The 24,442-nt window shown below is 56.6% G+C and carries 24 protein-coding genes; 8 read left to right on the top strand and 16 right to left on the bottom strand.

The features are described 5' to 3' along the window. Window positions 1–185 precede the first annotated feature (185 nt). The 10 genes from lexA to ABD806_RS12590 all read right to left on the bottom strand — a co-directional run bounded on the left by lexA (window position 186) and on the right by ABD806_RS12590 (window position 8,493). Complete coding sequence (lexA, locus tag ABD806_RS12635) at window positions 186–815, bottom strand: transcriptional repressor LexA (RefSeq protein ID WP_344958890.1); 630 nt, start codon at window positions 813–815, stop codon at window positions 186–188. A gap of 136 nt (window positions 816–951) precedes the next feature. Continuing rightward, window positions 952–1,815: a 4-hydroxybenzoate octaprenyltransferase gene (ubiA, locus tag ABD806_RS12630; protein ID WP_344958514.1), complete on the bottom strand. Its 864-nt coding sequence runs from the start codon at window positions 1,813–1,815 to the stop codon at window positions 952–954. Beyond that, on the bottom strand, window positions 1,812–2,369 hold the full coding sequence (locus ABD806_RS12625; protein ID WP_344958512.1) for a chorismate--pyruvate lyase family protein: 558 nt from the start codon (window positions 2,367–2,369) through the stop codon (window positions 1,812–1,814). The genes ubiA and ABD806_RS12625 overlap by 4 nt, the downstream gene beginning before the upstream one ends. Before the next feature lie 69 nt (window positions 2,370–2,438). Then, window positions 2,439–3,278: a rhomboid family intramembrane serine protease GlpG gene (glpG, locus tag ABD806_RS12620; protein WP_344958510.1), complete on the bottom strand. Its 840-nt coding sequence runs from the start codon at window positions 3,276–3,278 to the stop codon at window positions 2,439–2,441. After that, entirely contained in the window at window positions 3,278–3,595 is a 318-nt protein-coding gene (gene glpE / locus ABD806_RS12615) for a thiosulfate sulfurtransferase GlpE (RefSeq protein ID WP_344958508.1), read from the bottom strand. The genes glpG and glpE overlap by 1 nt, the downstream gene beginning before the upstream one ends. Window positions 3,596–3,649: 54 nt before the next feature. Beyond that, entirely contained in the window at window positions 3,650–4,354 is a 705-nt protein-coding gene (locus ABD806_RS12610; RefSeq protein ID WP_344958506.1) for an ABC transporter ATP-binding protein, read from the bottom strand. 2 nt (window positions 4,355–4,356) lie between these two features. Then, the gene (livG, locus tag ABD806_RS12605) at window positions 4,357–5,121 is read right to left on the bottom strand and encodes a high-affinity branched-chain amino acid ABC transporter ATP-binding protein LivG (RefSeq protein WP_344958504.1); all 765 of its coding nucleotides are present in this window, start codon (window positions 5,119–5,121) and stop codon (window positions 4,357–4,359) included. Next, on the bottom strand, window positions 5,118–6,359 hold the full coding sequence (locus tag ABD806_RS12600; RefSeq protein WP_344958502.1) for a high-affinity branched-chain amino acid ABC transporter permease LivM: 1,242 nt from the start codon (window positions 6,357–6,359) through the stop codon (window positions 5,118–5,120). Before ABD806_RS12600 ends, livG begins: the two co-directional genes overlap by 4 nt. Beyond that, window positions 6,356–7,279: a high-affinity branched-chain amino acid ABC transporter permease LivH gene (gene livH, locus ABD806_RS12595; RefSeq protein ID WP_344958500.1), complete on the bottom strand. Its 924-nt coding sequence runs from the start codon at window positions 7,277–7,279 to the stop codon at window positions 6,356–6,358. Before livH ends, ABD806_RS12600 begins: the two co-directional genes overlap by 4 nt. Window positions 7,280–7,377: 98 nt before the next feature. Further along, window positions 7,378–8,493, bottom strand: a complete 1,116-nt coding sequence (locus ABD806_RS12590) for a branched-chain amino acid ABC transporter substrate-binding protein (RefSeq protein WP_344958498.1) — start codon at window positions 8,491–8,493, stop codon at window positions 7,378–7,380. Between the two features lie 293 nt (window positions 8,494–8,786). Here ABD806_RS12590 and ABD806_RS12585 point away from each other — a divergent pair, with 293 nt between their 5' ends. Beyond that, entirely contained in the window at window positions 8,787–9,800 is a 1,014-nt protein-coding gene (locus ABD806_RS12585) for a substrate-binding domain-containing protein (protein ID WP_344958496.1), read from the top strand. A 47-nt stretch (window positions 9,801–9,847) separates the two neighbouring features. Here the strand turns inward: ABD806_RS12585 and tdh are convergent, their stop codons facing one another. Further along, window positions 9,848–10,873, bottom strand: a complete 1,026-nt coding sequence (gene tdh, locus ABD806_RS12580) for an L-threonine 3-dehydrogenase (RefSeq protein WP_344958494.1) — start codon at window positions 10,871–10,873, stop codon at window positions 9,848–9,850. 12 nt (window positions 10,874–10,885) lie between these two features. After that, window positions 10,886–12,076 (bottom strand): glycine C-acetyltransferase, encoded by a 1,191-nt coding sequence (locus tag ABD806_RS12575; protein ID WP_344958491.1) that lies wholly within the window; start codon window positions 12,074–12,076, stop codon window positions 10,886–10,888. Between the two features lie 346 nt (window positions 12,077–12,422). Between ABD806_RS12575 and rfaD the strand changes: the two genes are divergently transcribed. The 3 genes from rfaD to ABD806_RS12560 are packed head-to-tail and all read left to right on the top strand — an operon-like array spanning window position 12,423 to window position 15,856. Continuing rightward, window positions 12,423–13,376: an ADP-glyceromanno-heptose 6-epimerase gene (gene rfaD, locus ABD806_RS12570; protein ID WP_344958489.1), complete on the top strand. Its 954-nt coding sequence runs from the start codon at window positions 12,423–12,425 to the stop codon at window positions 13,374–13,376. A gap of 54 nt (window positions 13,377–13,430) precedes the next feature. Continuing rightward, a complete protein-coding gene (locus ABD806_RS12565; RefSeq protein WP_344958487.1) occupies window positions 13,431–15,200 on the top strand; it encodes a bifunctional glycosyltransferase family 4 protein/polysaccharide deacetylase in 1,770 nt (589 codons plus the stop codon). Further along, entirely contained in the window at window positions 15,197–15,856 is a 660-nt protein-coding gene (locus ABD806_RS12560; RefSeq protein WP_344958485.1) for an acyltransferase, read from the top strand. The genes ABD806_RS12565 and ABD806_RS12560 overlap by 4 nt, the downstream gene beginning before the upstream one ends. 189 nt (window positions 15,857–16,045) lie before the next feature. Here ABD806_RS12560 and ABD806_RS12555 read toward each other — a convergent pair whose 3' ends face one another. Next, a complete protein-coding gene (locus ABD806_RS12555; protein ID WP_344958483.1) occupies window positions 16,046–17,095 on the bottom strand; it encodes a glycosyltransferase in 1,050 nt (349 codons plus the stop codon). A gap of 83 nt (window positions 17,096–17,178) precedes the next feature. Between ABD806_RS12555 and waaF the strand changes: the two genes are divergently transcribed. Beyond that, window positions 17,179–18,213: a lipopolysaccharide heptosyltransferase II gene (waaF, locus tag ABD806_RS12550; protein WP_344958481.1), complete on the top strand. Its 1,035-nt coding sequence runs from the start codon at window positions 17,179–17,181 to the stop codon at window positions 18,211–18,213. A gap of 131 nt (window positions 18,214–18,344) precedes the next feature. On the opposite strand, the gene ABD806_RS12545 is transcribed toward waaF, so the two are convergent. Then, window positions 18,345–19,430, bottom strand: coding sequence for a glycosyltransferase family 9 protein (locus ABD806_RS12545; protein ID WP_344958478.1), 1,086 nt, complete (start codon window positions 19,428–19,430; stop codon window positions 18,345–18,347). A gap of 72 nt (window positions 19,431–19,502) precedes the next feature. Here ABD806_RS12545 and waaA point away from each other — a divergent pair, with 72 nt between their 5' ends. Beyond that, entirely contained in the window at window positions 19,503–20,768 is a 1,266-nt protein-coding gene (gene waaA / locus ABD806_RS12540; RefSeq protein WP_344958476.1) for a lipid IV(A) 3-deoxy-D-manno-octulosonic acid transferase, read from the top strand. On the opposite strand, the gene ABD806_RS12535 is transcribed toward waaA, so the two are convergent. Then, window positions 20,753–21,460 carry a 3-deoxy-D-manno-octulosonic acid kinase gene (locus ABD806_RS12535; RefSeq protein WP_344958474.1) on the bottom strand — a complete coding sequence of 236 codons (708 nt, stop codon included), beginning with the start codon at window positions 21,458–21,460 and terminating at the stop codon, window positions 20,753–20,755. The genes waaA and ABD806_RS12535 overlap by 16 nt on opposite strands. 83 nt (window positions 21,461–21,543) lie before the next feature. On the opposite strand from ABD806_RS12535, the gene ABD806_RS12530 reads away from it, so the two are divergent. Both ABD806_RS12530 and ABD806_RS12525 read left to right on the top strand, forming a co-directional pair. Continuing rightward, window positions 21,544–22,605 carry a glycosyltransferase family 9 protein gene (locus tag ABD806_RS12530; RefSeq protein ID WP_344958472.1) on the top strand — a complete coding sequence of 354 codons (1,062 nt, stop codon included), beginning with the start codon at window positions 21,544–21,546 and terminating at the stop codon, window positions 22,603–22,605. Then, on the top strand, window positions 22,602–23,381 hold the full coding sequence (locus ABD806_RS12525; protein WP_344958471.1) for a glycosyltransferase family 2 protein: 780 nt from the start codon (window positions 22,602–22,604) through the stop codon (window positions 23,379–23,381). The genes ABD806_RS12530 and ABD806_RS12525 overlap by 4 nt, the downstream gene beginning before the upstream one ends. Here ABD806_RS12525 and ABD806_RS12520 read toward each other — a convergent pair. Then, window positions 23,350–24,369: a glycosyltransferase family 9 protein gene (locus tag ABD806_RS12520; protein ID WP_344958468.1), complete on the bottom strand. Its 1,020-nt coding sequence runs from the start codon at window positions 24,367–24,369 to the stop codon at window positions 23,350–23,352. The genes ABD806_RS12525 and ABD806_RS12520 overlap by 32 nt on opposite strands. Window positions 24,370–24,442: the final 73 nt, after the last annotated feature.

Below are 24,442 nucleotides of genomic sequence, written 5' to 3'. Positions count from 1 at the left end.
TGGTTCAGCTCATCATAAGTAAAGCATTGATTTAAAAAATGTAAAAAATGAAAGGAGAAAAAAGTGGGAGCCGTACGACAAAGCCGGAAAGAAGATCGGCATAACCATGCCGGGAGTTGAGTGCTTACCAACGGGGAGCCCAAGGGCCGGACTGAGCCGCCCCCTCGGACAGGTTCAGGCCCGGTTCAAAAACCTTCGCTGTTACGAATAACGCCTACCGCCAGGCCTTCGATAATCAACTCCTGCTGGCGCAGATCCACTTCGATGGGCGAGAGCTCTTCGTTTTCCGGCAGCAGGCTGACCTGGTTGCCCTTGCGCTGGAAGCGCTTGACGGTGACCTCGTCATCAAGCCGGGCCACCACCACCTGCCCGTTGTGAATATCCTGGGTCTTGTGTACCGCCAGCAAGTCACCGTCCATGATACCGATGTTCTTCATACTCATGCCGCTTACCCGCAGCAAGAAGTCGGCTTGGGGGCGGAACAGCGATGGATCCAGCTGGTAATAGCTTTCGATATGCTGCTGGGCCAGGATGGGTTCACCCGCGGCGACCCGGCCGATCAGGGGCAACCCGCTATCCGGGTTCACCACCTCCGGCTCCTCCTCCTGCAGCAGGCGGATACCGCGGGAGGTGCCGGGCATCACGCTGATCACCCCTTTCTTGGCCAGGGCCTTCAGATGCTCTTCGGCGGCATTGGCGGAACGAAACCCTAGGATGTTGGCGATTTCGGCGCGGGTGGGCGGCATACCGGTTTGTTGCATATGCGCTTTGATAATATCCAGAACCTGGGTTTGGCGAGGGGTAAGGGTTTTCATCATGAGACCTGTTTTTTTATACAGCTAACTGTCAGTATATCCAGTAAATTCAGGAGGGCAAGGGCTAAATGCCCGGCGGACATTTCCAGACGGGAGGGATAAACCGGCCAACTGGCTGGCCGGACAACATGGATGGTTACAGCAGGGCCAGGATCAGGCCGGCGAAGATCGTCAGGCCGACATAGTTATTGTTCAGGAAGGCCTGGAAACAAGCCATCCTTTCCCTGTCCCTGATCAGCCGCTGCTGATAGACAAACAACGCCGCCGCCGCCAGCAAGCCCCAATAGAAGGCGCCGCCCAGGGCGAATACCTGGGCGGCCCACAGCAGCAGCAGCAGGGTAGCCAGCTGCAGCAGGCCGACGATCAGCTTGTCGCGCCGGCCGAACAGAATGGCGGTGGATTTGACGCCTATCTTCAGATCGTCGTCCCTGTCCACCATGGCGTACATGGTATCGTAGGCCACCGTCCAGGTCAGGTTGGCGGCAAACAGCAGCCACAGCCCGACCGGCAGGGCATTGCTCTGGGCGGCAAAAGCCATGGGGATCCCCCAGGAAAAAGCGATACCCAGGAAGAGTTGCGGTAAATGGGTAACCCGCTTCATAAAGGGATAGAGCGCCGCCCACCCCAGGCCGGCAAAGGCCAGCTTGATGGTCAGGCTGTTGGTGGTCAATACCAGCATAAAGGAAGCCAACACCAGCAGGACAAACAAGCCGAGAGCCTGGCGTGCCGTCAGCTCGCCCGATGCCAGGGGACGGGCCTGGGTGCGCTTGACATGGCCATCGATCTTCCTGTCGGCAAAGTCATTAATCACACAGCCCGCCGAACGCATGGAAAACACCCCCACCACAAACACCAGCAGCACCCAGGGATCCGGACGCCCCTGACCAGCAATCCAGATGGCCCACAGGGTGGGCCAGAGTAACAGCAGGGTGCCAATGGGTTTATCCAGTCGCGCCAGCGCCATATAGGCACGCCAGCGCGGACGCGTCATGGTCGTCATGATAGTTGCTCCTGATAGGCCTGGGCCTGGGGTAGGAAAAGCTCGGTGACCAACACCCGGGCACCACCGGCCTGCAGGGTGGAACGCCGGCCCCACAGGGGAAAGTCCGCCGCCAGAGGCAGCTCGATGCGTTGGGCCAGCGCCACCCGTGCCTCATGGCCCAGACCGGCAAACTCAAACTGGCTGCGCGCCAGCCCGGGGTGTTCAAACAACAGCTCACCCAACGCCTTTTGCCCCAGTCCGGCCAATTCCGGGCAGGCTTCCAGGCTGGCGCCTGAATACAGGGAGCTGGCATAAACCCAGGGCACGCCATCGCAACAGAGCAGCACTTCCCGACAGAATCCCCGGACACCCCCCAGCCGTTCAGCCAGGGCCGGCTCCAGCATCACATCGTCGGCCTGGGCCCGCACCACTACGCGAAAGTCCCGACAATGACGCCGGAGCCGCTCGGTCATCGAACCTCTGTCATACAGCCAGTCTGTCAGTAGAGGAGACAACTCAGGCAATTCCTGACCCGTCAACCAGTGCCACCCTTGATCGGCTCGCTTAATCACTCGTGAATTCCTGAAACATAAACAACAACGATTCGGCAAAAAACTAAAGAACAGCGCCGCACTCCTGATTCAGGACAGCACCGCTTTATTCCGATCGAGCCAAGCCTGCAGCAGGCCCACCAGCAGGCCACCCAAATGGGCCATATTGGCCATCGGGATCCCCAGCAGATCGGCGAAGCCCAGCACCAGCCAGACCACCATAAACACCGCCATACCGTCGGGCAGGCCTATGCCCCTGGCCGGGGTCAGCCGTCCGCTTAACCAGGTGTAGGCAACCAGCGCGTACACCACGCCGGACAAACCACCAAAGCGCGGTCCGCTCGCCCAGAACTGCATAAAGTTCGACAGCACCGCCGCCAGCAACAGCAACGACAGCAACTTGCCGTGGCCCAGCCGCCGCTCGATCATGCCGCCCAGATACCACCACCAGAAGAGATTGAACAGCAGGTGCAGCAGTGAAAAATGCATCAATGCCGGGGTGAAGGCTCGCCAGAATTCCCAGCCCAGCAGGCGGGACGGATCGGCCGGAAAAGACAACACACCGAACAGGGGCAGGCCGAGCCAGCTCAGGGCATACACGGCGGCACAGGCCAATAACACCAGCATATTGACCGGTCCGGTCCGGCGCAGCAGGTCACCGGCCAGCCCGGGCTTACTCGGATCCGGGCTGAAATGGATATGGGTGTCGCCCTGGCGCCAGGCGGCATCCTGATAGCGCGGGTGCAGAGGCTCGGCCAGGAAGCGCTTCACTTCCAGCAACGCCTCCTGATAACGGGATTCATTGACCAGCCAGAGAGTGGCATTATGGTCATCATCCAGGGTCAGTTCGCATTTCAGCCCGATATCGTTCAAATAATCCACAAAGGCCTGGGCTCGACGGGGATCATCCAACACCAGCAACTGCTTCATCAGCCAGCAACGACGGCTTGGGTCCGCCGCCAGGCCTCAAAGCCGCCATCCAGGCTGTAGACCTCCTCATAACCCTGATTGATCAGAAACTGGGCCGCCCCCTGGCTGCTGATGCCGTGGTAACACACCACGATCACCGGGGTGTCGTACTCGACCTCATTGGTAAAGCCGACCAGGCTGTCGTTGGTCAGATGGAAGGCGCCTTCGGCATGGGCCAGGGCAAATGACTGGGGATCCCGGATGTCAACCAGACGGGCACGACCTTCGGCCAGCATGGCGCTGGCCTCATCGACCGAGATATGGGCAAACTGCTCCATGATGCACTCCTTGAAAACTTTGCAGCAGTGTACCCAATCTCTCGGCTTTTGGCATCACCCTCCCAGGTAAGCCTCCCGCACCTGCTTGTTGACCAGCAGTGCGGCACCGGTATCGGCCAGCACGATACGGCCGTTTTCCAGAACATAACCCCGGTCGGCCAGCTTCAGCGCCTGGTTGGCGTTTTGCTCCACCAGGAAGATGGTCATGCCCTGTTCCTGCCGCAGGCGGGCTATGGTCTCGAAGATCTGGGCGATGATGATGGGGGCCAGGCCCAGGGACGGCTCATCCAGCAATAGCATGCGCGGCTTGCTCATCAGCGCCCGGCCGATGGCCAGCATCTGCTGTTCACCACCGGACATGGTGCCGGCCCGCTGCTTCATCCGTTCCTTCAGGCGGGGAAACAGGCGGTACACCTCCGCGAGCAAGCCGGCATGCTCGCTCTTATCGACAAAAAACGCGCCCATATGCAGGTTCTCTTCCACGGTCAGCCGGGCGAAGATGCGCCGCCCTTCCGGCACTATGGCGATATCCTTGCGCATGATGGTGGCGGTATCCAGGCTGTTCAGCTCTTTATTTTCAAACAGTATCCGCCCCTGGGTCGGCTTGGGATCGCCACAAATCGACATCAGCAAGGTGGTTTTACCGGCACCATTGGCGCCGATCAGGGTCACTATTTCACCTTTGCCGATCTCCACGCTGACATTTTCCAGCGCCTGAATCTTGCCGTAGCTGGCGGAAATATTGTCAATTTTCAGCATGATTAAGCTTCTCCCAGATAGGCTTTGATGACCTCTGCATTATTTTGCACCTGCCCCGGGGTACCATCGGCCAGGGGCCGGCCCTGGTTGACCACATAGATATGATCCGAGATGCCCATCACCAGCTTCATATCATGCTCGATCAACAACACACTGACTCCGTCGTTATCTCTCAAGTCGCAGATCAACCTGTCCAGTTCATCGGTTTCATTGGGGTTCAGGCCCGCCGCCGGCTCATCCAGCATCAACAGCTCGGGCCTGGAAGCCATGCAACGGGCAATTTCTAGGCGCCGTTGCTGACCATAGGCCAGGTTGCCGGCGGTCCGGTTGGCAAACTCGGTCAACCTGACCTTCTCCAGCCAGTAGTGGGCCCGTTCCAGCCCCTCTTTTTCGGCCCGACGAAAGCCGGGGGTCTTCAACAGGCCGGCGATAAAGTTGGTGTTCAGCAGACGGTGCTGGGCCACCAGCAGGTTTTCCAGCACCGTCATTTCCTTGAACAGCCGTACATGCTGGAAGGTACGCACCATCCCCAGCCGGGCTATCTTGTGCCCGGGCAGGCCCTGGATGGCCTGCCCCCTGAAGTGGACTGTCCCGCCCGACGGCTTGTAGAAACCCGACAGGCAGTTGAAGATGGTGGTCTTGCCGGCACCATTCGGGCCGATAACAGAAACGATCTGCCGTTCCTTCATGGTCAGCGCCACCTGATCCACGGCCACCAGGCCCCCGAAACGCATGGTCAGGCCGGACACGGCTAACAGGTCGGTCATGACTTCATCTCCATATGGGGTCTGTGCATGGGCAGCAGCCCTTGTGGCCGCCAGATCATCATCAACACCATCAGCAGCCCGAACAGCAGCATGCGGTATTCATTAAATTCCCGGGTCAGCTCCGGCAGTATGGTCATCACGATCGCCGCCAGCACCACGCCGATCTGTGAACCCATCCCCCCCAGCACCACGATCGCCAGGATGATCGCCGACTCGATAAACACGAAGGATTCCGGGCTGATGAAGCCCTGGCGAGCGGCGAAGAAGCTGCCGGCAAAGCCGGCGAAAGCCGCGCCTATGGTAAAGGCGGTCAGCTTGATCAGGGTTGGATTCAGCCCCAGGGAGCGGCAGGCGATCTCATCTTCCCGCAGCGCCTCCCAGGCCCGTCCCAGGGGCATGCGCAGCAGGCGATTGATGATAAAGATGGTGAATACCACCAGCCCCAGCGCCAGCAGATAGAGGAAGATCACCTTGTATCCCGAGTTGTAACTGATGTTGAAAAACTCGTGGAACAGGCTGTCCCCCTTGCGCTCAAACGCCAGCCCGAACAGGGTGGGTTTGGGAATGCCGGCGATGCCGTTGGGGCCGCCGGTCAACTCGGTCATGTTGTTGAGCAGGATACGGATGATCTCGCCGAACCCCAGGGTCACTATCGCCAGATAATCTCCGCGCAGGCGCAGCACCGGAAAGCCCAGCAGGAAGCCGAACAGGGCCGCCAGGCCACCGGCAATCGGCAGACAGGTCCAGAAATCGAACCCCAGGTAGGCATTGAGCAAGGCGTAGCTGTAAGCCCCTACCGCATAAAAGGCCACGTAGCCGAGATCGAGCAGGCCAGCCAGCCCGACCACTACGTTCAGCCCCAGGCCCAGCATGACATAGATCAGGGTCAGGGTAGCCAGATCCACCGCTCCCCGGGAGCCGATAAAGGGCCAGATAATCAGCCCGGCCAGCACCAGCAGGGTCAGCAAGCGGAAAAGCATGGGTTTCTCTTCGGGCGCCGGCAGGGCGAAACTGCCTCCCCGTTCGGCCAGCAGTTTAAACGGCCGCGTTACCTGTGCATGGAACAGCTGGGCCAGAAACACCAGCCCTCCCCCCAGCGCCAGCCATTCCCAAGCGGTGTCCAGCCGGTTGCCGACCACCAGGCGGGTGCCGGCGGTTTCCAGGCGGAAGCCCATCAGCCAGCCGGCCAGGATCAGGAACAGGCCGGCCGCGATCAGTGCGGATTTGATGTTGTTCATACCTTCTCCACCTCAGGTTTACCCAGGATGCCAGTCGGCATAAACAGCAGCACCGAAATCAGCAGGCCGAAGGACACCACATCCTTGTATTCGGTGCTGAAATAGGCGCCGGTCATGGCTTCGGTCACCCCCAGCAGCAAGCCACCGAGCACGGCGCCGGGAATGCTGCCGATGCCACCCAGCACGGCGGCGGTAAAGGCCTTGAGCCCGGCGATAAAGCCGATATAGGGGTTGATCACCCCGTAATAGGAACCCAGCAGCACGCCGGCGATGGCTGCCAGGGCCGCCCCGATCACAAAGGTGAGGGCGATGATGCTGTTGCTGTTGATGCCGAGCAGGTTGGCCATTTTCAGGTCTTCGGCACAGGCCCGACAGGCACGCCCCATGCGGGAGCGGGAAATAAACAGGGATAACAGCGTCATGCTGATAAAGGTCACCACGAAGATGATCAGCTGCATATAGGAGAGCGAGGCCTGAAAGTCCGCCTCGCCAAAATTCCAGCCGCCGGATACCAGGGTCGGCATGGCCACATCCCGCGAGCCCTGGGAGAGGCGCATCATGTTCTGCAGGAAGATGGACATGCCGATGGCGGAGATCAGGGCAATCAGCCGCTTGCTGCTGCGCAGGGGCCGGTAAGCCAGCCGCTCGATCGAATAGCCATAGACACTGGTCAGCACCATGCTGACCAGGAAAGCCGAAGTCAGCAGCAGGAAGGTACTGTCGATGCCCGCCATCATCAGGCCGGTCATCACCATAAAGGCGGCGTAGGCGCCTATCATGTAAACCTCGCCATGGGCGAAGTTAATCATGCCGATAATGCCGTACACCATGGTGTAGCCGATGGCGATCAGGGCATAGGTACTGCCGATGGTCAGGCCGTTGAGCAGTTGCTGGATAAAATAGAGAATGGGCTCAGACATACAACTTGGTCCTTGTCGTAAGAGCAAATGACGGAACTGTCATATCAAAACGGGGCCTGATGGAGGCCCCGCCGGTATTACGGGCAGATTAGCCGTCGTTATTTCTGGGTCGACGAGCCGTCTTTATGCCACTCGAACACACCGAATTCGAAGCCTTTGAGGTCGCCCTTGTTATCCCAGGCCAGGTCGCCCATCACCGTGCCTACCGGCTCGGCCTTCAGGCTTTCGACCACCGCCTCGGGGTCGGTACCGGCCCGTTTCACGCCTTCGGCAATGGCCTGCACCGCGGCATAGGTGGTCCACACGAAGGGACCACTCGGATCTTCACCTTTGGCCTTGATCGCCTCCACCACCGGGGCGTTGGCCGGGTCCAAATCATACTTCTTGGGCAGGGTCACCAGCAGGCCCTCGGAGGCATCCCCGGCGATGGAGGTAATGTCCTTATGACCGACGCCTTCCGGTCCCATGAAGCGGGCCTTGAAGCCTTTTTCGGCAGATTGCCGCAGGATCAGCCCCAGCTCCGGGTGATAGCCGCCGTAATAAACAAAGTCAACCTTGTCCCGTTGCAGCTTGGCGATCAGCGCCGAAAAATCCTTGTCCCCCGAGGTCACCCCTTCATAGGCCACCACATTGGCACCGGCCTTGGTCAGCTCATCACGCACGCTGGAAGCCAGGCCTTCACCGTATTGTTTTTTGTCATGAATAACGGCGATGCGTTCGGGCTTGAGCTGCTCCAGCACATAACGGGCAGCGGTCGGACCCTGATCACTGTCCAGGCCGATGGTACGCAGCACGAACTCCTGGCCCCGCTCGGTAATGGCCGGGTTGGTAGACGCCGGGGTCACCATCAGTATGCCTTCGTCCTCGTAGACGTCCGAGGCGGGCAGGGTGCTGTCGGAGCACAGATGACCCACCACAAACTGGATGCCGTCATTGACGATGCGGTTGGCAACGGCCACCGCCTGCTTGGGATCGCAGGCATCATCATACTCGACCACCTCCAGGGTGGTGTCGCCCAGCTCACCAGACTTGTTGAGCAGCTCCACCGCCATTCGGCCTCCGGTAAACTGCATGTCGCCATACTGGGCCACGGCCCCGGTCACCGGGCCGGCCACCGCAATTTTTACCGTTTCGGCGGCAGCAGAGTATGCTGCGCCGTAACCCAAAGCCGCAAAGACGGCGACCGCTACTGATTTTTTATTCCATGTGACCATGTGGATTCCCTCTCTCTTATTCATATTGGCGCTACCGGAGCACGACCCGGTATGCCCACTCTTCTAAACCTAGTCAGGACGGAGTACAAGCGAAAAATGCTTCAATTGAAGACCTTAACAAAATAAAAATAAAATTGCCGAGCAAGATCTCAGTTTTTCTCCGGCCTCTGGTGTTCACTTACCGAAAAGCGCTATGCGGCCGACTTTGATTCATCGGGGGAGATATCAACACAAGTATGCCGACTCGAGGCGCGGGTTTGTTATGATGGATTCCTTTAACGGGTAGCTGAACAATGGCAACAATCAAGGATGTAGCGGCCCAGGCCGGGGTGTCCATTTCCACCGTATCCCATGTGCTGAACGGCACCCGCAAGGTCAGCGACAGCGCCCGGCTGCGGGTCGAGGAGGCGGTGAGCAGGCTGCACTATGCCCCCAATTCGGTCGCCCGCAGCCTGAAGATGAACAATACCCGTACCATCGGCATGCTGGTCACCACCAGTGCCCATCCGTTTTTTGCCGAAGTGGTGCAGGCGGTCGAGGATTTGTGCTTTGAACTGGGCTACAGCCTGATCCTGTGCAATACCGAAAACCAGCCCGAGCGGCAGCTGATGCATGTACGCATGCTGATGGAGAAGCGGGTCGACGGCCTGTTGATTATCTGTACCGACACGCCACCTGCCTTGCAGGCATTGCTGCAGCAACACCGCCAGCTACCCCTGGTGATGCTGGACTGGAGCCGGGAAAGCAACATTGCCGACATTATCCATGATAATGCCCATATCGGCGGCTATCTGGCGGGAAAATACCTAATCGAGCAGGGCCATCGAAACTTCGCCTGCATTAGCGGCCACCTGACCAAAGGCACCAGCCAGCTTCGCCTGGAAGGTTTCAAGAAAGCCCTCTCGGAAGTGGGCCTAACACTGCCGGCCTCGGCGATTGTGGAGGGGGACTTTGAAAGTGAAAGTGGCTACCGGGGTATGCAGCAGTTACTGCGTCAAAAATCCCCGATGACCGCCGTCTTCGCATTCAGTGACACCATGGCGTTTGGCGCCATCTGTGCCATTACCCAGGCGGGACTCAGGGTACCCCAAGATATCTCGGTACTGGGCTATGACGACGTCAATATGGCCCGTTTTACCAGCCCGCCGCTGACCACCATTTCCCACCCCAAGCGCACCCTGGGACGATGGGCCCTGGAGTTGCTGCTCAAACGTATCCAGGCAAAAGATCACCGGCAAGCACAGCTGGAACTCACCCCTCGCCTCGTGGTACGGGATTCGGTGTGTCCGCCCTCGGGCAGGGAATAGGGAATGGAGCTGTTATCGCTCCAATCCCCAGTCACAAATCCCCAGACTTACGACCAGTCAAGGATCACCTTGCCGGACTGACCGGAACGCATGACATCAAAGCCCTGCTGGAACTCGTCTACCGGAAAGTGATGGGTGATAATGGGGCTCAGATCCAGGCCTGACTGGATCAGGCTGGCCATCTTGTACCAGGTTTCAAACATCTCGCGGCCATAGATGCCTTTCAGCACCAGCCCCTTGAAGATCACCTGGTTCCAGTCGATGGCCATGTCCGACGGCGGAATGCCCAGCATGGCAATCTTGCCGCCATGGTTCATCTTGGCCAGCATGTCACGGAACGCAACCGGTACCCCGGACATTTCCAGGCCTACATCGAAGCCTTCGGTCATACCCAGTTCGACCATGACGTCATCCAGCTTTTCATTGGCGACATTGACCGCCCGGGTCACGCCCATCTTGCGCGCCAGCTCCAGCCGGAAATCATTGACATCGGTGATCACCACATGACGGGCGCCCACATGGCGCGCCACGGCGGCAGCCATGATGCCGATGGGACCGGCGCCGGTGATCAGCACGTCTTCACCGACCAGATCGAAGGACAGGGCCGTGTGCACCGCATTGCCGAACGGGTCGAAAATGGCCGCCAGATCGTCGGTCACTTCCGCAGGCAATTTAAAGGCGTTAAAGGCGGGGATCACCAGATATTCGGCAAAGGCCCCTTCCCGATTGACGCCCACGCCCACGGTATTGCGGCACAGATGGGTGCGCCCGGCGCGACAGTTGCGGCAGTGGCCGCAGGTGATATGGCCTTCACCGGATACCCGGTCTCCCACCTCGAAGCCACGCACTTCCTGGCCGATGGCCACCACTTCCCCCACATATTCGTGGCCGACCACCATGGGCACCGGGATGGTGTTCTGGGACCATTCATCCCAGTTATAGATGTGGATGTCGGTGCCGCAGATAGCGGTCTTGCGTATCTTGATCAGCAGATCGTTGTGGCCCAGCTCGGGCTCGGCCACGTCGGTCATCCAAATGCCGGGCTCGGCTTTCAGTTTTGCCAGTGCTTTCATCGTCGGTGTCCCTTAAATCACGCCCAGTTCACGGCCTACCTTGGTAAAGGCCGCGATTGCCTTGTCCAGCTGTTCGCGGCTGTGGGCCGCCGACATCTGGGTACGGATCCGGGCCTGCCCCTTGGGTACCACCGGGAAGGAAAAACCAATCACATAAATGCCCTCTTCCAGCAGCCGGTCGGCCATTTGCGCGGCCAGCGCGGCATCACCCAGCATGACCGGCACGATGGCGTGATCCTTGCCCGCCAGGGTAAAGCCGGCGACGGTCATCTGCTCACGGAAATACTGGCTGTTAGCCGCGACTTTTTCCCGCAATTCGTTGCCATCTTTCAGCATATCCAACACTTTAATGGACGCCGCCACGATCGCCGGGGCTACCGAGTTGGAGAACAGATAGGGACGGGAGCGCTGGCGCAGCCAGTCGATCATTTCTTTCTTGCCGGCGGTGTAACCGCCCGAGGCTCCGCCCATGGCCTTGCCCAGGGTGCCGGTAATGATGTCGACCCGGCCCATGACTTCGCAGTATTCATGGGTGCCACGACCCTGGGCGCCGATAAAGCCCACCGCATGAGAATCATCCACCATCACCAGGGCATTGTATTTATCGGCCAGGTCACAGACTCCCTGCAGGTTGGCAATCACCCCGTCCATCGAGAACACGCCGTCGGTGGCGATCAGCTTGAAACGGGCCCCGTCCGCATCGGCCTGCTGCAGGCAGGCCTCCAGCTCGGCCATGTCATTGTTGGCATAGCGGTAGCGTTTGGCCTTGCACAGCCGCACCCCGTCGATGATGGAGGCATGATTGAGGGCATCGGAAATAATGGCATCCTCAGGGCCCAGCAATGTCTCGAACAGCCCGGCGTTGGCATCGAAGCAGGAGGTATAAAGTATGCTGTCTTCCATGCCCAGGAAGGCGGACAATTCGGCTTCCAAGCGCTTGTGCAGATCCTGGGTACCGCAGATAAAACGCACGGACGCCATGCCGAAACCATGGCTGTCCAACCCTTGCTGGGCCGCTTCGATAAGCAGGGGATGGTTGGCCAGCCCCAGGTAGTTATTGGCACAGAAGTTCACCACTTCCCGGCCGCCGACCGAAATGGCGGCGCTTTGCGGTGAAGTAATCACCCGTTCCTGCTTATAGAGCCCTTCCACTTTGGTTTGATTCAATTGCTCGTTGAGATGAGCATAAAAGGCCGACGACATACTGAACTCCCGTTCTTAACCAGGTAAAATCGCTTAAACTTGGAGCATATTACTATCAACACTTGATTTTAAAACAAAATAACCTGCAGATTAGGGTTATTTGTGAAATGGATCACTACCTTGCTTACCGGATGCGTTGTAATGTCCCGTGAACACCGTCAACCACCGCCCTTGCCGTAGCTGCGGGCAGGGTCTTCATAAGCGTAGTAGTCGTTCCTCTTCGCTGGGCACCGTCAGGGGCCCCCTGTCCCGTAAGGTTAGTTTTCCCCCTAGATTCCGTGATAAAATCCCCGGCCAATCGATCCCCTACCGCCGGATACGCTCCGGCCAGCAAGAGGCAAAGACCATGATAATTGTGACTGGCGGTGCCGGCTTTATCGGCAGCAATCTGGTAAAAACCTTGAACGCCCAGGGACGCAAAGACGTCGTGGTGGTCGACGATCTGACCGACGGCACCAAGTTCGTCAACCTGGTGGATCTCGACATCGCCGATTATCTGGACAAAGAGGAATTTATCGCCCGCATCGTCTCCGGTGACGAGTTCGACGAATGGGGCGGCATAGAGGTGATTTTCCATGAGGGCGCCTGCTCGGCCACCACCGAGTGGGACGGCAAGTTCATGATGGAAAACAACTATGAGTATTCCAAGGATCTGCTGCACTACTGCCTGGAGCGGGAGATCCCCTTCATTTACGCCTCCTCCGCCGCCACCTACGGCGGTCGCAACGACAACTTCATCGAAGAGCCCCAATACGAGCAACCACTCAACGTCTACGGCTACTCCAAGCAGCTGTTCGACCAGTATGTGCGCCGGCTGTTGCCCGAGGCCAATTCACAGGTGGTGGGGCTGAAATACTTCAATGTCTACGGTCCGCGCGAACAGCATAAGGGCAGCATGGCCAGCGTCGCCTTTCATCTCAACACCCAACTGCTGGAAGGCAACAACCCCCGGCTGTTTGAAGGCTGCGACGGCTTCCCCGATGGCGGCCAGATGCGCGACTTCATCTATGTCGAGGATGTGTGCAAGGTGAACCTCTGGTTCTGGCAAAACCCGCAGGTGTCCGGCATCTATAACTGCGGCACCGGCCGCGCCGAACCTTTCCAGCAGGTTGCCGATGCCGTGATCAAACACCACGGCAAGGGCCAGGTGGAATATATTCCCTTCCCCGAGCATCTGAAGGGCCGCTATCAGAGTTATACCCAGGCGGATCTCACCAAGCTGCGTACCGCCGGCTTCGACGGTCAATTCAAGACCGTTGCCGAAGGTGTCGCCGACTATATGGCCTGGCTGAACAAGTAAGCTTCAACCCATAAAACAGGCGGGCCCCGTGCCCACCTGCTTCCGGAATCACACATGAATATATTAATGGCGCTCTCCCAGCTCGAGGTGACCGGGGCGGAAGTCTACGCCACGACCGTGGGTGATGAACTGATCCGCCGGGGTCACCGGGTCTTCTATGTTTCCGATACCCTGACCAAAGCTCATCTGGGTCGCTATTTCCGGCTGCGTTTCAACAAACGCAGCATTCCCCGCCGCTTCTGGCACGTGGCTTACCTTGTTTATCTGATCAAGCGGCACCGCATCCAGCTGGTGCATGCCCACAGCCGAGCATCGAGCTGGAGCAGCTATGTCGCCTGCCGGCTCACCGGTACTCCCATGATCACCAGTGTCCATGGCCGCCAGCCGGTGCACGCCTCCCGCAAAAAGTTTCATGCCCTGGGCGACAGGGCCCTGGCAGTATGCGAAGCGGTGCGCGACCAGCTAATCTCCAGCCTGGGCGTGTCGCCTGCGCTGATTGCCGTCGGTCGCAACGGCATCAATACCGACCACTACCGACCCTCGCCTTGCCCCGATAATGACAAGCCGGTGCTCAGCATCATCGGCCGCCTGACCGGCCCCAAGGGTGAGCTGTGCTATCGGTTGTTGGATGAGTGCCTGGATCCGGACAAATACCGGGTGCAGATCGCCTCCGGCTCGCAGATCCCCACCCGCTTTAAACGCTTCGAGGAACAGGTAACATTTCTGGGCTATATACAGGACGTACCTGGATTGATGACCCGCTCGGATCTGGTGATCGGCGCCGGTCGGGTGGCCATGGAGTCGATCCTGATGGGCCGCCCCACTTTCGCCATCGGCGAAGCCAATGCCATCGGACTGGTGACGGCAGAAAACCTTGCCGCCGCCATGGCGAGCAACTTCGGCGATATCGGGCCTAAGGATCTGGATATCGACTTTGCTGCCATCCCGGAACAAATCAGCGCATCCTTGGCTGCAGATACAATAGATAACCGCATTATCGAACGGGTCAAAGCGGCCTATGACCTGCACCAGGTGGTGGACGAGCTGGAGCAGCACTACCAGTCGGTTTATGTGCACCGGCGGCGGCGGGAAATACCGATCATCATGTATCATCGTTTCATCAAGGATGACAGCGAGAAAGGCGTACATGGTACCTATCTGCACGTCGATATGCTGGAAAAGCACTTTAAGCTGCTCAAGCGACTGGGCTATGAAACGCTCACCTTCGCCGACCTGGCCGACCGTGGCCTAGCCAGCCGGCTGGAGGCCGGTAAAAAATACATCATCATCACCGTCGACGACGGCTACCGGGACAATTATGAACTGCTGCTGCCCCTGCTTGAAAAGTACGGCTTCAAGGCAGTGGTCTATGTGGTGACCGGCGAGCAGTTTAATCGCTGGGACGTTGAGCAGCCCGATAATCCGGAAAAACGAGTCGAACTGATGAGCCCGGAACAGATCAAGGCTATGGCTGACTCAGGCTTGGTGGAAATTGGCGGCCATACCCTCAGCCATCCTAAACTGGACCAACTCAGCAAAGAGCAGCAGAGTCACGAAATTACCGAAAACAAGGCACAGCTGGAAGCGCTGCTCGGCCAACCACTGACCTCGTTCGCCTACCCTTTCGGCATTCATAACGAAGACAGCAAGCAGTTGGCCCAACAGCTGGGCTACCCCTTTGCCGTGACCACCGACAGCGGTCCCTTGGCGATGCACGAGGATCCGTACCAGATCCGCCGTATCGCCATCTTCCCCCGTACCGATGTCTTCGGGCTGTGGCGGAAGATAAAGGGAAATTATGTGTTCAGGAAAAATAAAAAATGAAACTATTAAGAAATTTCAGATATCTTCTAGGATTACCAAAGAGCATATATGCATGTTTTATTTTTTGTGATTTTAAAACCGCGTTAAAACTTCCTATTATAATGTCACACAAAACAAAACTTGAGAGTACTTCAGGTAAAATCACCTTCGATAAAGCCAAACTTGGCATACTCAGAATCGGCTTCGGCAGTGTCGAGACTTATGACTTCAGATATCAAAGAACCTTAGTAAGCATATCAGGACATGTTCATTGTCGAGGAAAAACGAAAATAGGGATGGGTTCAAGAATATCAGTCGAGGGCAATCTCGATTTAGGAGTCAACTTTCACATTTCAGCAGCGGGAACACTATTTGTTAGAGAAAAAGTTTCGATAGGGAAAAATGTATTAATGGCTTGGGAAAGCATCATAACTGACACAGATCACCATGATATATTAGATGCTAATGGTACCGTCATTAATCATGCTAAAGAGATCAATATCGGCGATCAGGTTTGGATAGGTGCTAGAGCATTTATATTAAAAGGTTCTTACATATCAAATGGAAGTATAATCGGTGCCCAGAGCCTAGTGACAGGACGCTTCGATACACCTCATTCACTTGTTGCTGGAAACCCGGCCAAGCTGATTAAAAGTGATGTGTTCTGGAAGGAATAGAACTTATACATATAATCACTCCAAAAACAAAGGTAACATTAAATTAATCTTGCTGAGATACCACCAATAGCGTCGCCTTTTTCCAGAAGTTTCTATTAAACGATAAACATTTTTAATGTTTTTATCATTTTGTAGAAACTTTGCATCGAATAACCCCAAGCTTAGCCCCATTACTCAGCCAACTATCATCTACAGAGATTCAAATAAACCAAGACAGTTTTTTGATAAAAACCTATTGAAATGCTTACTTTCAATCACTACCGACTCTGAATCTATTTTTTTTATTAACATTGCTAATTTTTCTTCATCTTCGAGCGGACAAAGGTACTCTTTAAGATCATCAACTAATATTTCTGATGGTCCAGATGGACAGTCAACACTGATAACCGGAGTCCTACATATCAAAGATTCTATAAGCACTGTGGGTAGACCTTCAGCATCAGACGTCAGCACTAATGCCGCGGCATTCTTGATATATGGGTAAGGGTTCTTCTCGAAATTTTTAATTACCACTCGTTCAGTCAAGTCTAAGTCATTAATCATACCAATTATTTCTTTTTCTTCCCCTCCTTTCCCCATTAAAATCAAAGGAGTGTTAACCCCACTCATTTTATACGCTCGTAACAACCTGTCATGCCTTTTTCTTTTTTCAAATGAACCTAGACTAATAAAATATTTACCACTTACATCAGGCTGATAAAGATTAGACTTCTTTATTATATCATTTTCATCGAATGGATTATATATCACTTGTACTGACTCTGCATTCACACCAACGCAATTGATTAAATCATACGCAATACCTTGCGACACGCATATTATCTTCTTATTACTATAAAAACGTCTTGCTTTCTTATATGATTTTTTTATGTTTTTTGAAAAATTAGTTATATTCCCATGAATCCAGTAATAGATATTCAACTCTTTATGCAAATGACGTGTTATCTTGTCACATGAGCAAGATACAACAACGTCAGGATTTAGTTTATTTATTTTCTTTAGGATGACGCTGGCTTGAAACTTTTCAAAAAGAATGTTATCAAACATCTTTGTTACTTTATTAACACACCCGATATTTATCGGATTAAGCCCAACAGGAATCTCATGCTCTATCTTATCCCTTAATGTAAGAACATGCACACCATGACCAGCATCAAGCAACAGCTTTGCTGTTGAGAGCAAAACTTTCTCTGCTCCACCACCATATAAATCCTCAACAACAAACACATAATTTTTCATAATTATCCCATAGTAAATTATAATTACTAACTTTACTAAAAAGCATTGTATAATACCCTCAGGTTAAAGTAGAGTTTCTCTTTATGTCAGAAAAGATATTGGTGATCGGTCCCTCCTGGGTAGGCGATATGGTGATGTCCCAAAGCCTGTATATCAGCCTGAAGCAACTGTATCCTGGCGCGACGCTGCATGTGATGGCCCCTGCTTGGTGCTGCGCCCTGCTGGAACGGATGCCTGAGGTAGACAAGGCCATCGTCATGCCGCTGGGCCATGGCGTCTTCAAGCTGACCGAACGCTTCCGGCTGGGTCGCGCCCTGGCAAAAGAAAATTATGACTGGGCGATAGTTCAACCCAACTCGATGAAGTCTGCCCTAATCCCCCTGTTTGCCGGCATCAGGAAACGTACCGGCTGGAAGGGTGAAGCGCGATACGGCTTGCTCAACGACCTGCGTAGCAACAAGGTCAACTTTCCCCTGATGGTTGAGCGCTACGCTGCCCTGGCCTATACGAAGGCAGAGATGAAAGACCATCACTGTTTACCGGCACTGCCCTGGCCCGCACTCTCCGTTGACCCTCAGAATCAGCAGCAGGCGTTGAACCATCTGCAGCTGAATACCGAAAGACCCATACTGGCCCTCTGTCCGGGTGCCGAGTTTGGACCAGCAAAGCGTTGGCCGGAACAACATTATGCCGAGGTCGCCAGAAAACAGATCAGCGAGGGTCGTCAGGTATGGATTTTCGGTTCGGCCAAAGATGTGGTGGTCGCCGAAACCATTCGAGCTTCGCTGCCCGAAGCAATGCGCCCCCATTGCCATTTGCTGACCGGAAAAACCTCCCTGCATCAGGCCATCGATCTGATGGCACTGGCCTCGGTTGTTGTCTCTAACGACTCCGGCCTTATGCATATCGCCGCCGCCTTGCAACGACCCCTGGTAGGGGTATATGGCTCCACTTCTCCTAAGTACACCCCTCCGCTGGCAGAAAAGGTAGCTGTGGTCCATACCGACATCGAATGCCGCCCCTGCTTTAAGCGGGAGTGTCCGCTGGGACACCTAAAGTGTTTAAAAGAGCTGCCTCCACAAGACGTGAACACAGCCATCGATAACGTATCATCTTAGCGATTCGACCGCGAAGAAACATGGGGCATGGCGAGATCCTCTACGGGAGAATCGGATCCACAGAATCATAAGGTTAACGAATAAAGTAGTTGCCAGTTAGTGATACTGAAAACTACTTTATTCATCGTCCATTACTTCAACAACCTAAGCTCATCGATTTGTTGTTTTACACTTTTCCATACTAGGCTTGGTGTCAACTTTCGGAAAACGTCCTGCTCTTCCGGTGTTCCCCGCTGAACCCCGCTGCGCATTTTATCCCACTGTTCCATGGTGAGCTCCAAGGCGCCGGGAATATCTATTGTCCTGAATTTATGATGTTCCTCAGGGTTCGCTATCCGCTTGTCGCCAAATGGGGCGGTAATGGATAAGCTCGGCACCTCCAAAGCCTGTGCTATATGCCTTGGCCCCGTGTCATTGCCGATAAAATATTGGCTGTGAACTATCAGCCCTGCCAGTTCCCTTATTGAGCTTGTGGCGATGCTATCGAACACATATGAATTTTTTGCTTCGGGCAGCCGCTTCCTTAACTGGCGATTATGTGCTTCCTCACCCGGCCCACAATAGACCAGGATCTGCGCCTGATAGCGGTCTATCATCATTTCGGCAAGTTCTGCAAAATGCTCTATCGGCCAGCACTTGTAGGCCCCCTTGGAGTTAACACCAAAAGTAATTAAGGGCTGGTTAAAGTCTATACCTGCCTCCTGCAGCTTTGCTCTGCCCCGCTGCTTTTCCTGCTCTGACAGCCAAAGATAGTAGTTCCTGTCTTCTTTCGGCAGCTGCAGGGGAGCCAATAGAGAAAAGCGATCATCAACCATATAGGCATTGCCCTGATGATCGGTGTCTTTGCCAAAATGCACGATGCGATTGTGCCCCAGTCTCCAGGGTAAAGAGTCGAAACCAATACGCGTCTTGGCACCACTGAACAGACAAGTCAACAGACCGATGATCTGCCCCTGACTGTTGATCACCGTGTCATATGCCGTTTGGCGAATAGCTTTCATCAACTGCCAGAGATAACGCCAATCATCCTTCTGTTTTTTATCCAGGGTGATCAGGTTATCTATGTACGGATTACCTTCCGCCATGCCGGCACAGTAATCCATCACCAAGTAATCGACTCTGGCCTGAGGATATGCCTGCTTCAGGTTGTTACATAAAGCGGTAGACACCAAGACGTCACCGATTTCTTTGGTCTGTACCACTAGGAATTTTTTCATCGCGTTTTTTAACCTTGTGCATGACTTGTACTTTTTAGGATACTTGGGCCTTCGTCCCTGACCCGTGTCGTTATGATATATCGCCTAGTCTACAACCTGCTGATCCACCTGTTCAGCCCGGCACTGCTGGCTCTGCTCTACTGGCCCAAACGGGGCAAACCCGGCTTTGGGCGGCGCTGGGCGGAGCACCTGGGGCTGGTACCGGCCACCGGCCAACAGGCTCCTATTTGGCTCCATGCGGTAAGCGTAGGCGAAGTGGTCGCCGCTACGCCCCTGCTCAAGGCGCTGAAGGCAGAATACCCCGCACTGCCCATTGTGGTGACCACCACCACCCGCACCGGAGCCGATTTGGTGGCCAAACTAGGAGATCTGGTGGAACACAGATACGCCCCGCTGGATTTTCCCTGGTCCGTTGCCCTATTCCTCCACCGCATCCGCCCCTCGGCCCTGCTGGTCATGGAAACCGAACTCTGGCCCAACTGGCTGGCGGCCTGCGGCAGACAAGGGTTGCCGGTGATCTTACTCAATGCCCGTCTCTCCGCCCGCTCCTGTCAAAGATACCGGCGCTTTCAGGGTGTATTCAACCAGTTATCTCCCCATTTACGACATATCGCCTGTCAGCATCCGGACGATGCTCAGCGTTTCGCCACCCTGGGCGTGCCCACGGACAAGTTGACGGTCACCGGCTCGGTCAAGTTCGATATCGGTTATGACGAAAAAGTTCACCTGCAGGGCAGGACCCTGCGCGAGCACCTCGGTGCATCCAGACCGGTGTGGATAGCCGCCTCCACCCACGAGGGCGAAGATGAACAACTGCTGGCCGCCCATCGGCGACTATTGCATCGATATCCCGAACTGCTGCTGATCCTGGTCCCCCGCCATCCACAAAGGTTTGAGCTGGTAGCCGAGCTGGTACGGCAACAAGGCCTGTCCCTGACGCGCCGCAGCGACCGGCAGGGGAGCCCCGCCGTGCAAGTTTACCTGGGCGACACCATGGGTGAACTGCCCCTGATGCTGGCCGCGGCCGATATCGCCTTTGTCGGCGGCAGCCTGATCGAACGGGGCGGCCACAACCTGCTGGAACCGGCCGCCCTGGCCAAGCCGGTACTCACCGGTCCTTCCACCTTTAACTTCAGCGATATCAGCCGCCAGTTGCTCGAAGGCGGTGGGGCTCGCGTGGTGGCCGATGCCGATGCCCTGGCCCGGCAGCTGGGCCTGTTGCTCGATGATCCCGGCCAGACACAACTCATGGGCCAACAAGCCCTCGCCGTGGTCAGGGCCAATCAGGGCGCCTTGGCCAAGACCACGGCGGTGATCAAGGCTCAGCTGGCTTTGTAGCCATCCAGCAGGATCTGCCAATCGGCCTCATCCCATTGGAAACCGGGATGCAGGCTGACTTCCTTACGGAATGAACGCAACAGGCGATCCATATTCTCCCGGGCCCAGCTGCCGGGTTGGCGGAAATGACACTTGTCGAAGTCGATCAGCCAGCCCTTACCCTGATCATCGAGCAACACATTGTGGCTGTTCAAATCCGCATGGTAGAGGCCGGCCTGGTGGAACTGGCGGATCATCTTGCCGATGTTACGCCACTGCGCGGCTTTCAGTGGCTGTTCCTGCAAAATTGCCACCAGATCCCGGGCATTTCCGATGCGCTCAAGGATGATATCGGCACGATACACTAGGTTGGAACGCATCATCCGCGCCGCACAGGGCCTGGGCACCGGCAAGCCCCGACGATACAACTTGGCCAACACGGTAAACTCGGCCATGGCCCGGCTTTTGGACTCGGCCACATGCAGAAAGGTATCTTCCATCACCCGGCCGATCAGGCCACCACGATAGTAATGGCGCAGTACCTTGTGCCCGGCCCCGTCCTCCACAAACCAGGTGGTGTTACGCCCCACCGCCTTGCCGCGAATGGCATCGCGTTCCCGCCAATAATCAATTTCAAAATAATCCCGCTCGAAATCGTCGAAACATTCCGGGTCGTACCAGATAATCTCAGAACCGTGAACTAACCTTTCCATCGCCATCCCCCGTAAAAAAGCAAATTTTACATGGCTCGCCAGCCTTTGCATAATGCCGGACTCAGTATTAAGAGATCTAACATATGGCGCTATTTTCCCAGGCTCCCCAATCACTCTGCCTGCTACGCTTATCCGCCCTCGGTGACTGCTGCCATGCGGTGGCCCTGGTGCAGGCGATCCAGCGGCAATGGCCCCATGCCCGGATTACCTGGATTACCGGTAAGATAGAGGCACAACTGCTGCAACAGCTGCCGGACATCGAGGTGATCGTCTTCGATAAACAGGCAGGCTGGCGGGGTTATGCCGAGATCTGGCGGCAACTGCGCGGGCGGCGCTTCGATGCCCTGCTGCACATGCAGGCCGCCATGCGCGCCAGCCTGCTCAGCTTAGGGATCCGTGCCAGATACCGGCTGGGATTGCCCAAAGACAGGGCCAAAGACGGCCAGTGGTTGTTTACCAACCATAAGGTCATCAGCCTGGGTGAGCATGTGGTGGACGGCTTTATGGGCTTTGGCAAGTCCTTGGGACTGACCGACCTCCAGCCCCGCTGGCAGTTTCCGCTCCAGCCGGAGGCCATCAACTGGGCCCGGCAATACCACGGTAAACAACCGCTACTGTTGATCTGTCCCGCGTCCAGCAAAACCTACAAAAACTGGACCGCCGAAGGCTACGCCGCGCTCGCCGACCATGCCCATCACCAAGGCATGAAGGTGATGCTGATCGGCGGTCCGGCCAAGGCCGAACAAGAGCTGGCCGCCAAAATCTGCACACTGACCGGCCATATCGACGAGAACCTGGTGGGCAAGACCCGCCTGCCCCAGCTGCTGGCACTGATCAGCCAGGCCGGTCTGGTGGTGGCCCCGGATACCGGCCCCGCCCATATGGCCACCATGGTCGGCACCCCGGTGATCGGCCTGTATGCCCACCATAATCCCCAGCGCACCGGCCCCTACCTGTGCCGGCCTTACGTGGTGAGCGCCTATGAACAGGCCTTATTAGCAGAAACCGGCAAAACCGCCGACCGTCTGCCCTGGCGTACCCGGGTGAAAAATCCCAACGCCATGCGGCTGATCAGCCCCGAGATGGTCATCAGCCGCTTTGACCAGGTCACCCAAGCACTTGCCATCCTGAAGGAGCCATCATGAGCGCCCGCCCGACCCTCGCCGCCGTACTGATCGTAAAAAACGAGGCGGAAAACCTGGCCGACTGCCTGGCCACCCTGGACTGGGTGGATGAAATAGTGGTACTCGACTCAGGCAGCACCGACGGTACCCAGCAAGTGGCCGAAGCCTCCGGCGCCCGTTTCTTTATCAACGACGACTGGCCCGGCTTCGGCCGCCAGCGGCAGCTGGCCCAGGACCATGTGCAGTCCGACTGGGTGCTGTGGGTGGATGCGGACGAACGGGTCACCCCCGAGCTCAGGGCCAGCATAGAAGCCGTGCTGGCCCGGCCGACCAAGGATACCGTCTATGCCGTTGCCCGTCTGTCCTGGGTATTCGGCCGCTTTATCCGCCACTGTGGCTGGTACCCGGACCGGGTACTGCGCCTCTATCCCAAGGGCCTCACCGGCTACAACGACGCCCTGGTGCATGAAAAGGTCGAACTAGGGACCGGTATCAAGACCGTCCGGCTCGAGGGGGATCTGCTGCACTATACCTACCGGGATCTGGAACATTACCTGGTGAAGTCCGCTGGCTATGCCGCCGCTTGGTCGCGGCAGCGGGCCGAACGCGGCAAGCAGGGCTCGCTGACCCAGGGCCTGCTGCATGGGATCGGCTGCTTCCTGAAGATGTACGTGCTGAAGGCCGGTTTCCTGGATGGCAAGCAGGGCCTGCTGCTGTGCCTGTTGTCGGCCCACTCCACCTTCGTGAAGTACGCCGACCTGTGGATCAAGACAAATACCGAGCGGCCCACCCCCTGATCTTGCCGGCCACCTCGTTCATATCGATCTGGCTCATGTCCTCCAGCTCGCCGCCGGCCGGAGGATGAAAGGCCAGGTGGCGCCCCTCGCTATTGAGCGGTCGCCAGCGCAGCGGCGTGGCCGAACGGCGCAGCGGGAAGAAGCCCACGGTCGGTACATCCAGGGCCGCGGCAATGTGCAGCGGGCCCGTGCTGCCGGCAATAAACAGCTGGCCACAGGCCAGCAGCCGGCAAAAATCCGGCAACGCCAGGCCATGGGCGACCGGGACGGCTCCCTTCACCTGCACCGCCACCTGCTCCGCCAGCGCGGACTCGCCGGGGCCCGCGGTTAATATCGGCTGCACGTCGGGGAAATCCCGTTGAAGTTGACCAATCAAGTGGGCATATTGCTGCACCGACAGATTATTGGCCGAGCCGCCGCTGCCCGCATGCACCACCAGCCAGGGCCGCTCGGCCGAAACGCCTAAAAGCTGCGCCTGTTGTGACCGGAAGGCCACCTGTTCCTCGACGTTAAACGCTAAATAAGGGGGGGTCGGCTCAAGCGGTGTTATCCGGTGAGCATTCAGATAGGCCCGCACCAGATCCAAATTATACTCATATTCAGGTTTCTCCGACCGGGAACGCCGCTGCCTGACCCTGTGGTTATAAAGCAGCTGGGCCAGTTTGGTGGCCGGCGCCCAGCGTTCCGCAATACCGGCCTGCCAGACCAGCTTGGCGTTGCGAAAATTAGAAAACAGGCAGATAACCGCATCGAAGCGCCGGGACCTCAGCTGATCGAGCAAAGCCTTCTGGGCAACCGGACCGGCGTCTTTGCCCGGATCCAGCATCACCCGATCGATGGCAGGACACAGCTCGGCCAAGTCCTGGGTATAAGCCGGCACCAGGGCGGTCAACTCACAATCCAGCGAGCCTTTCAACAGGGCAAAGGCCGGCCAGGCCAACATAAAATCACCAATTTTATCGTTGCGTATCACCAGCACTCGCTTCATTCTCTGTCTCGCTTTGTTACCCGATTGGGTATTCTTGCTAAAGGCTCTGCTATTCTCAAGCCAAACTCTTATA

Origin of the sequence: Zobellella aerophila (assembly GCF_039539325.1) — a bacterium.
Lineage (GTDB): Bacteria > Pseudomonadota > Gammaproteobacteria > Enterobacterales > Aeromonadaceae > Oceanimonas > Oceanimonas aerophila.
Note: the sequence above shows the minus strand (reverse complement) of the source record. Positions and strands in the feature narration are given on the sequence as shown.

What these genes read in the sequence shown, in the direction of transcription:
- lexA (WP_344958890.1), bottom strand. Translation starts at nt 815, where the DNA reads ATGAAAACCCTTACCCCTCGCCAAACCCAGGTTCTGGATATTATCAAA.
- ubiA (WP_344958514.1), bottom strand. Translation starts at nt 1,815, where the DNA reads ATGACGACCATGACGCGTCCGCGCTGGCGTGCCTATATGGCGCTGGCG.
- glpG (WP_344958510.1), bottom strand. Translation starts at nt 3,278, where the DNA reads ATGAAGCAGTTGCTGGTGTTGGATGATCCCCGTCGAGCCCAGGCCTTT.
- glpE (WP_344958508.1), bottom strand. Translation starts at nt 3,595, where the DNA reads ATGGAGCAGTTTGCCCATATCTCGGTCGATGAGGCCAGCGCCATGCTG.
- ABD806_RS12610 (WP_344958506.1), bottom strand. Translation starts at nt 4,354, where the DNA reads ATGCTGAAAATTGACAATATTTCCGCCAGCTACGGCAAGATTCAGGCG.
- livG (WP_344958504.1), bottom strand. Translation starts at nt 5,121, where the DNA reads ATGACCGACCTGTTAGCCGTGTCCGGCCTGACCATGCGTTTCGGGGGC.
- ABD806_RS12600 (WP_344958502.1), bottom strand. Translation starts at nt 6,359, where the DNA reads ATGAACAACATCAAATCCGCACTGATCGCGGCCGGCCTGTTCCTGATC.
- livH (WP_344958500.1), bottom strand. Translation starts at nt 7,279, where the DNA reads ATGTCTGAGCCCATTCTCTATTTTATCCAGCAACTGCTCAACGGCCTG.
- ABD806_RS12590 (WP_344958498.1), bottom strand. Translation starts at nt 8,493, where the DNA reads ATGGTCACATGGAATAAAAAATCAGTAGCGGTCGCCGTCTTTGCGGCT.
- ABD806_RS12585 (WP_344958496.1), top strand. Translation starts at nt 8,787, where the DNA reads ATGGCAACAATCAAGGATGTAGCGGCCCAGGCCGGGGTGTCCATTTCC.
- tdh (WP_344958494.1), bottom strand. Translation starts at nt 10,873, where the DNA reads ATGAAAGCACTGGCAAAACTGAAAGCCGAGCCCGGCATTTGGATGACC.
- ABD806_RS12575 (WP_344958491.1), bottom strand. Translation starts at nt 12,076, where the DNA reads ATGTCGTCGGCCTTTTATGCTCATCTCAACGAGCAATTGAATCAAACC.
- rfaD (WP_344958489.1), top strand. Translation starts at nt 12,423, where the DNA reads ATGATAATTGTGACTGGCGGTGCCGGCTTTATCGGCAGCAATCTGGTA.
- ABD806_RS12565 (WP_344958487.1), top strand. Translation starts at nt 13,431, where the DNA reads ATGAATATATTAATGGCGCTCTCCCAGCTCGAGGTGACCGGGGCGGAA.
- ABD806_RS12560 (WP_344958485.1), top strand. Translation starts at nt 15,197, where the DNA reads ATGAAACTATTAAGAAATTTCAGATATCTTCTAGGATTACCAAAGAGC.
- ABD806_RS12555 (WP_344958483.1), bottom strand. Translation starts at nt 17,095, where the DNA reads ATGAAAAATTATGTGTTTGTTGTTGAGGATTTATATGGTGGTGGAGCA.
- waaF (WP_344958481.1), top strand. Translation starts at nt 17,179, where the DNA reads ATGTCAGAAAAGATATTGGTGATCGGTCCCTCCTGGGTAGGCGATATG.
- ABD806_RS12545 (WP_344958478.1), bottom strand. Translation starts at nt 19,430, where the DNA reads ATGAAAAAATTCCTAGTGGTACAGACCAAAGAAATCGGTGACGTCTTG.
- waaA (WP_344958476.1), top strand. Translation starts at nt 19,503, where the DNA reads ATGATATATCGCCTAGTCTACAACCTGCTGATCCACCTGTTCAGCCCG.
- ABD806_RS12535 (WP_344958474.1), bottom strand. Translation starts at nt 21,460, where the DNA reads ATGGAAAGGTTAGTTCACGGTTCTGAGATTATCTGGTACGACCCGGAA.
- ABD806_RS12530 (WP_344958472.1), top strand. Translation starts at nt 21,544, where the DNA reads ATGGCGCTATTTTCCCAGGCTCCCCAATCACTCTGCCTGCTACGCTTA.
- ABD806_RS12525 (WP_344958471.1), top strand. Translation starts at nt 22,602, where the DNA reads ATGAGCGCCCGCCCGACCCTCGCCGCCGTACTGATCGTAAAAAACGAG.
- ABD806_RS12520 (WP_344958468.1), bottom strand. Translation starts at nt 24,369, where the DNA reads ATGAAGCGAGTGCTGGTGATACGCAACGATAAAATTGGTGATTTTATG.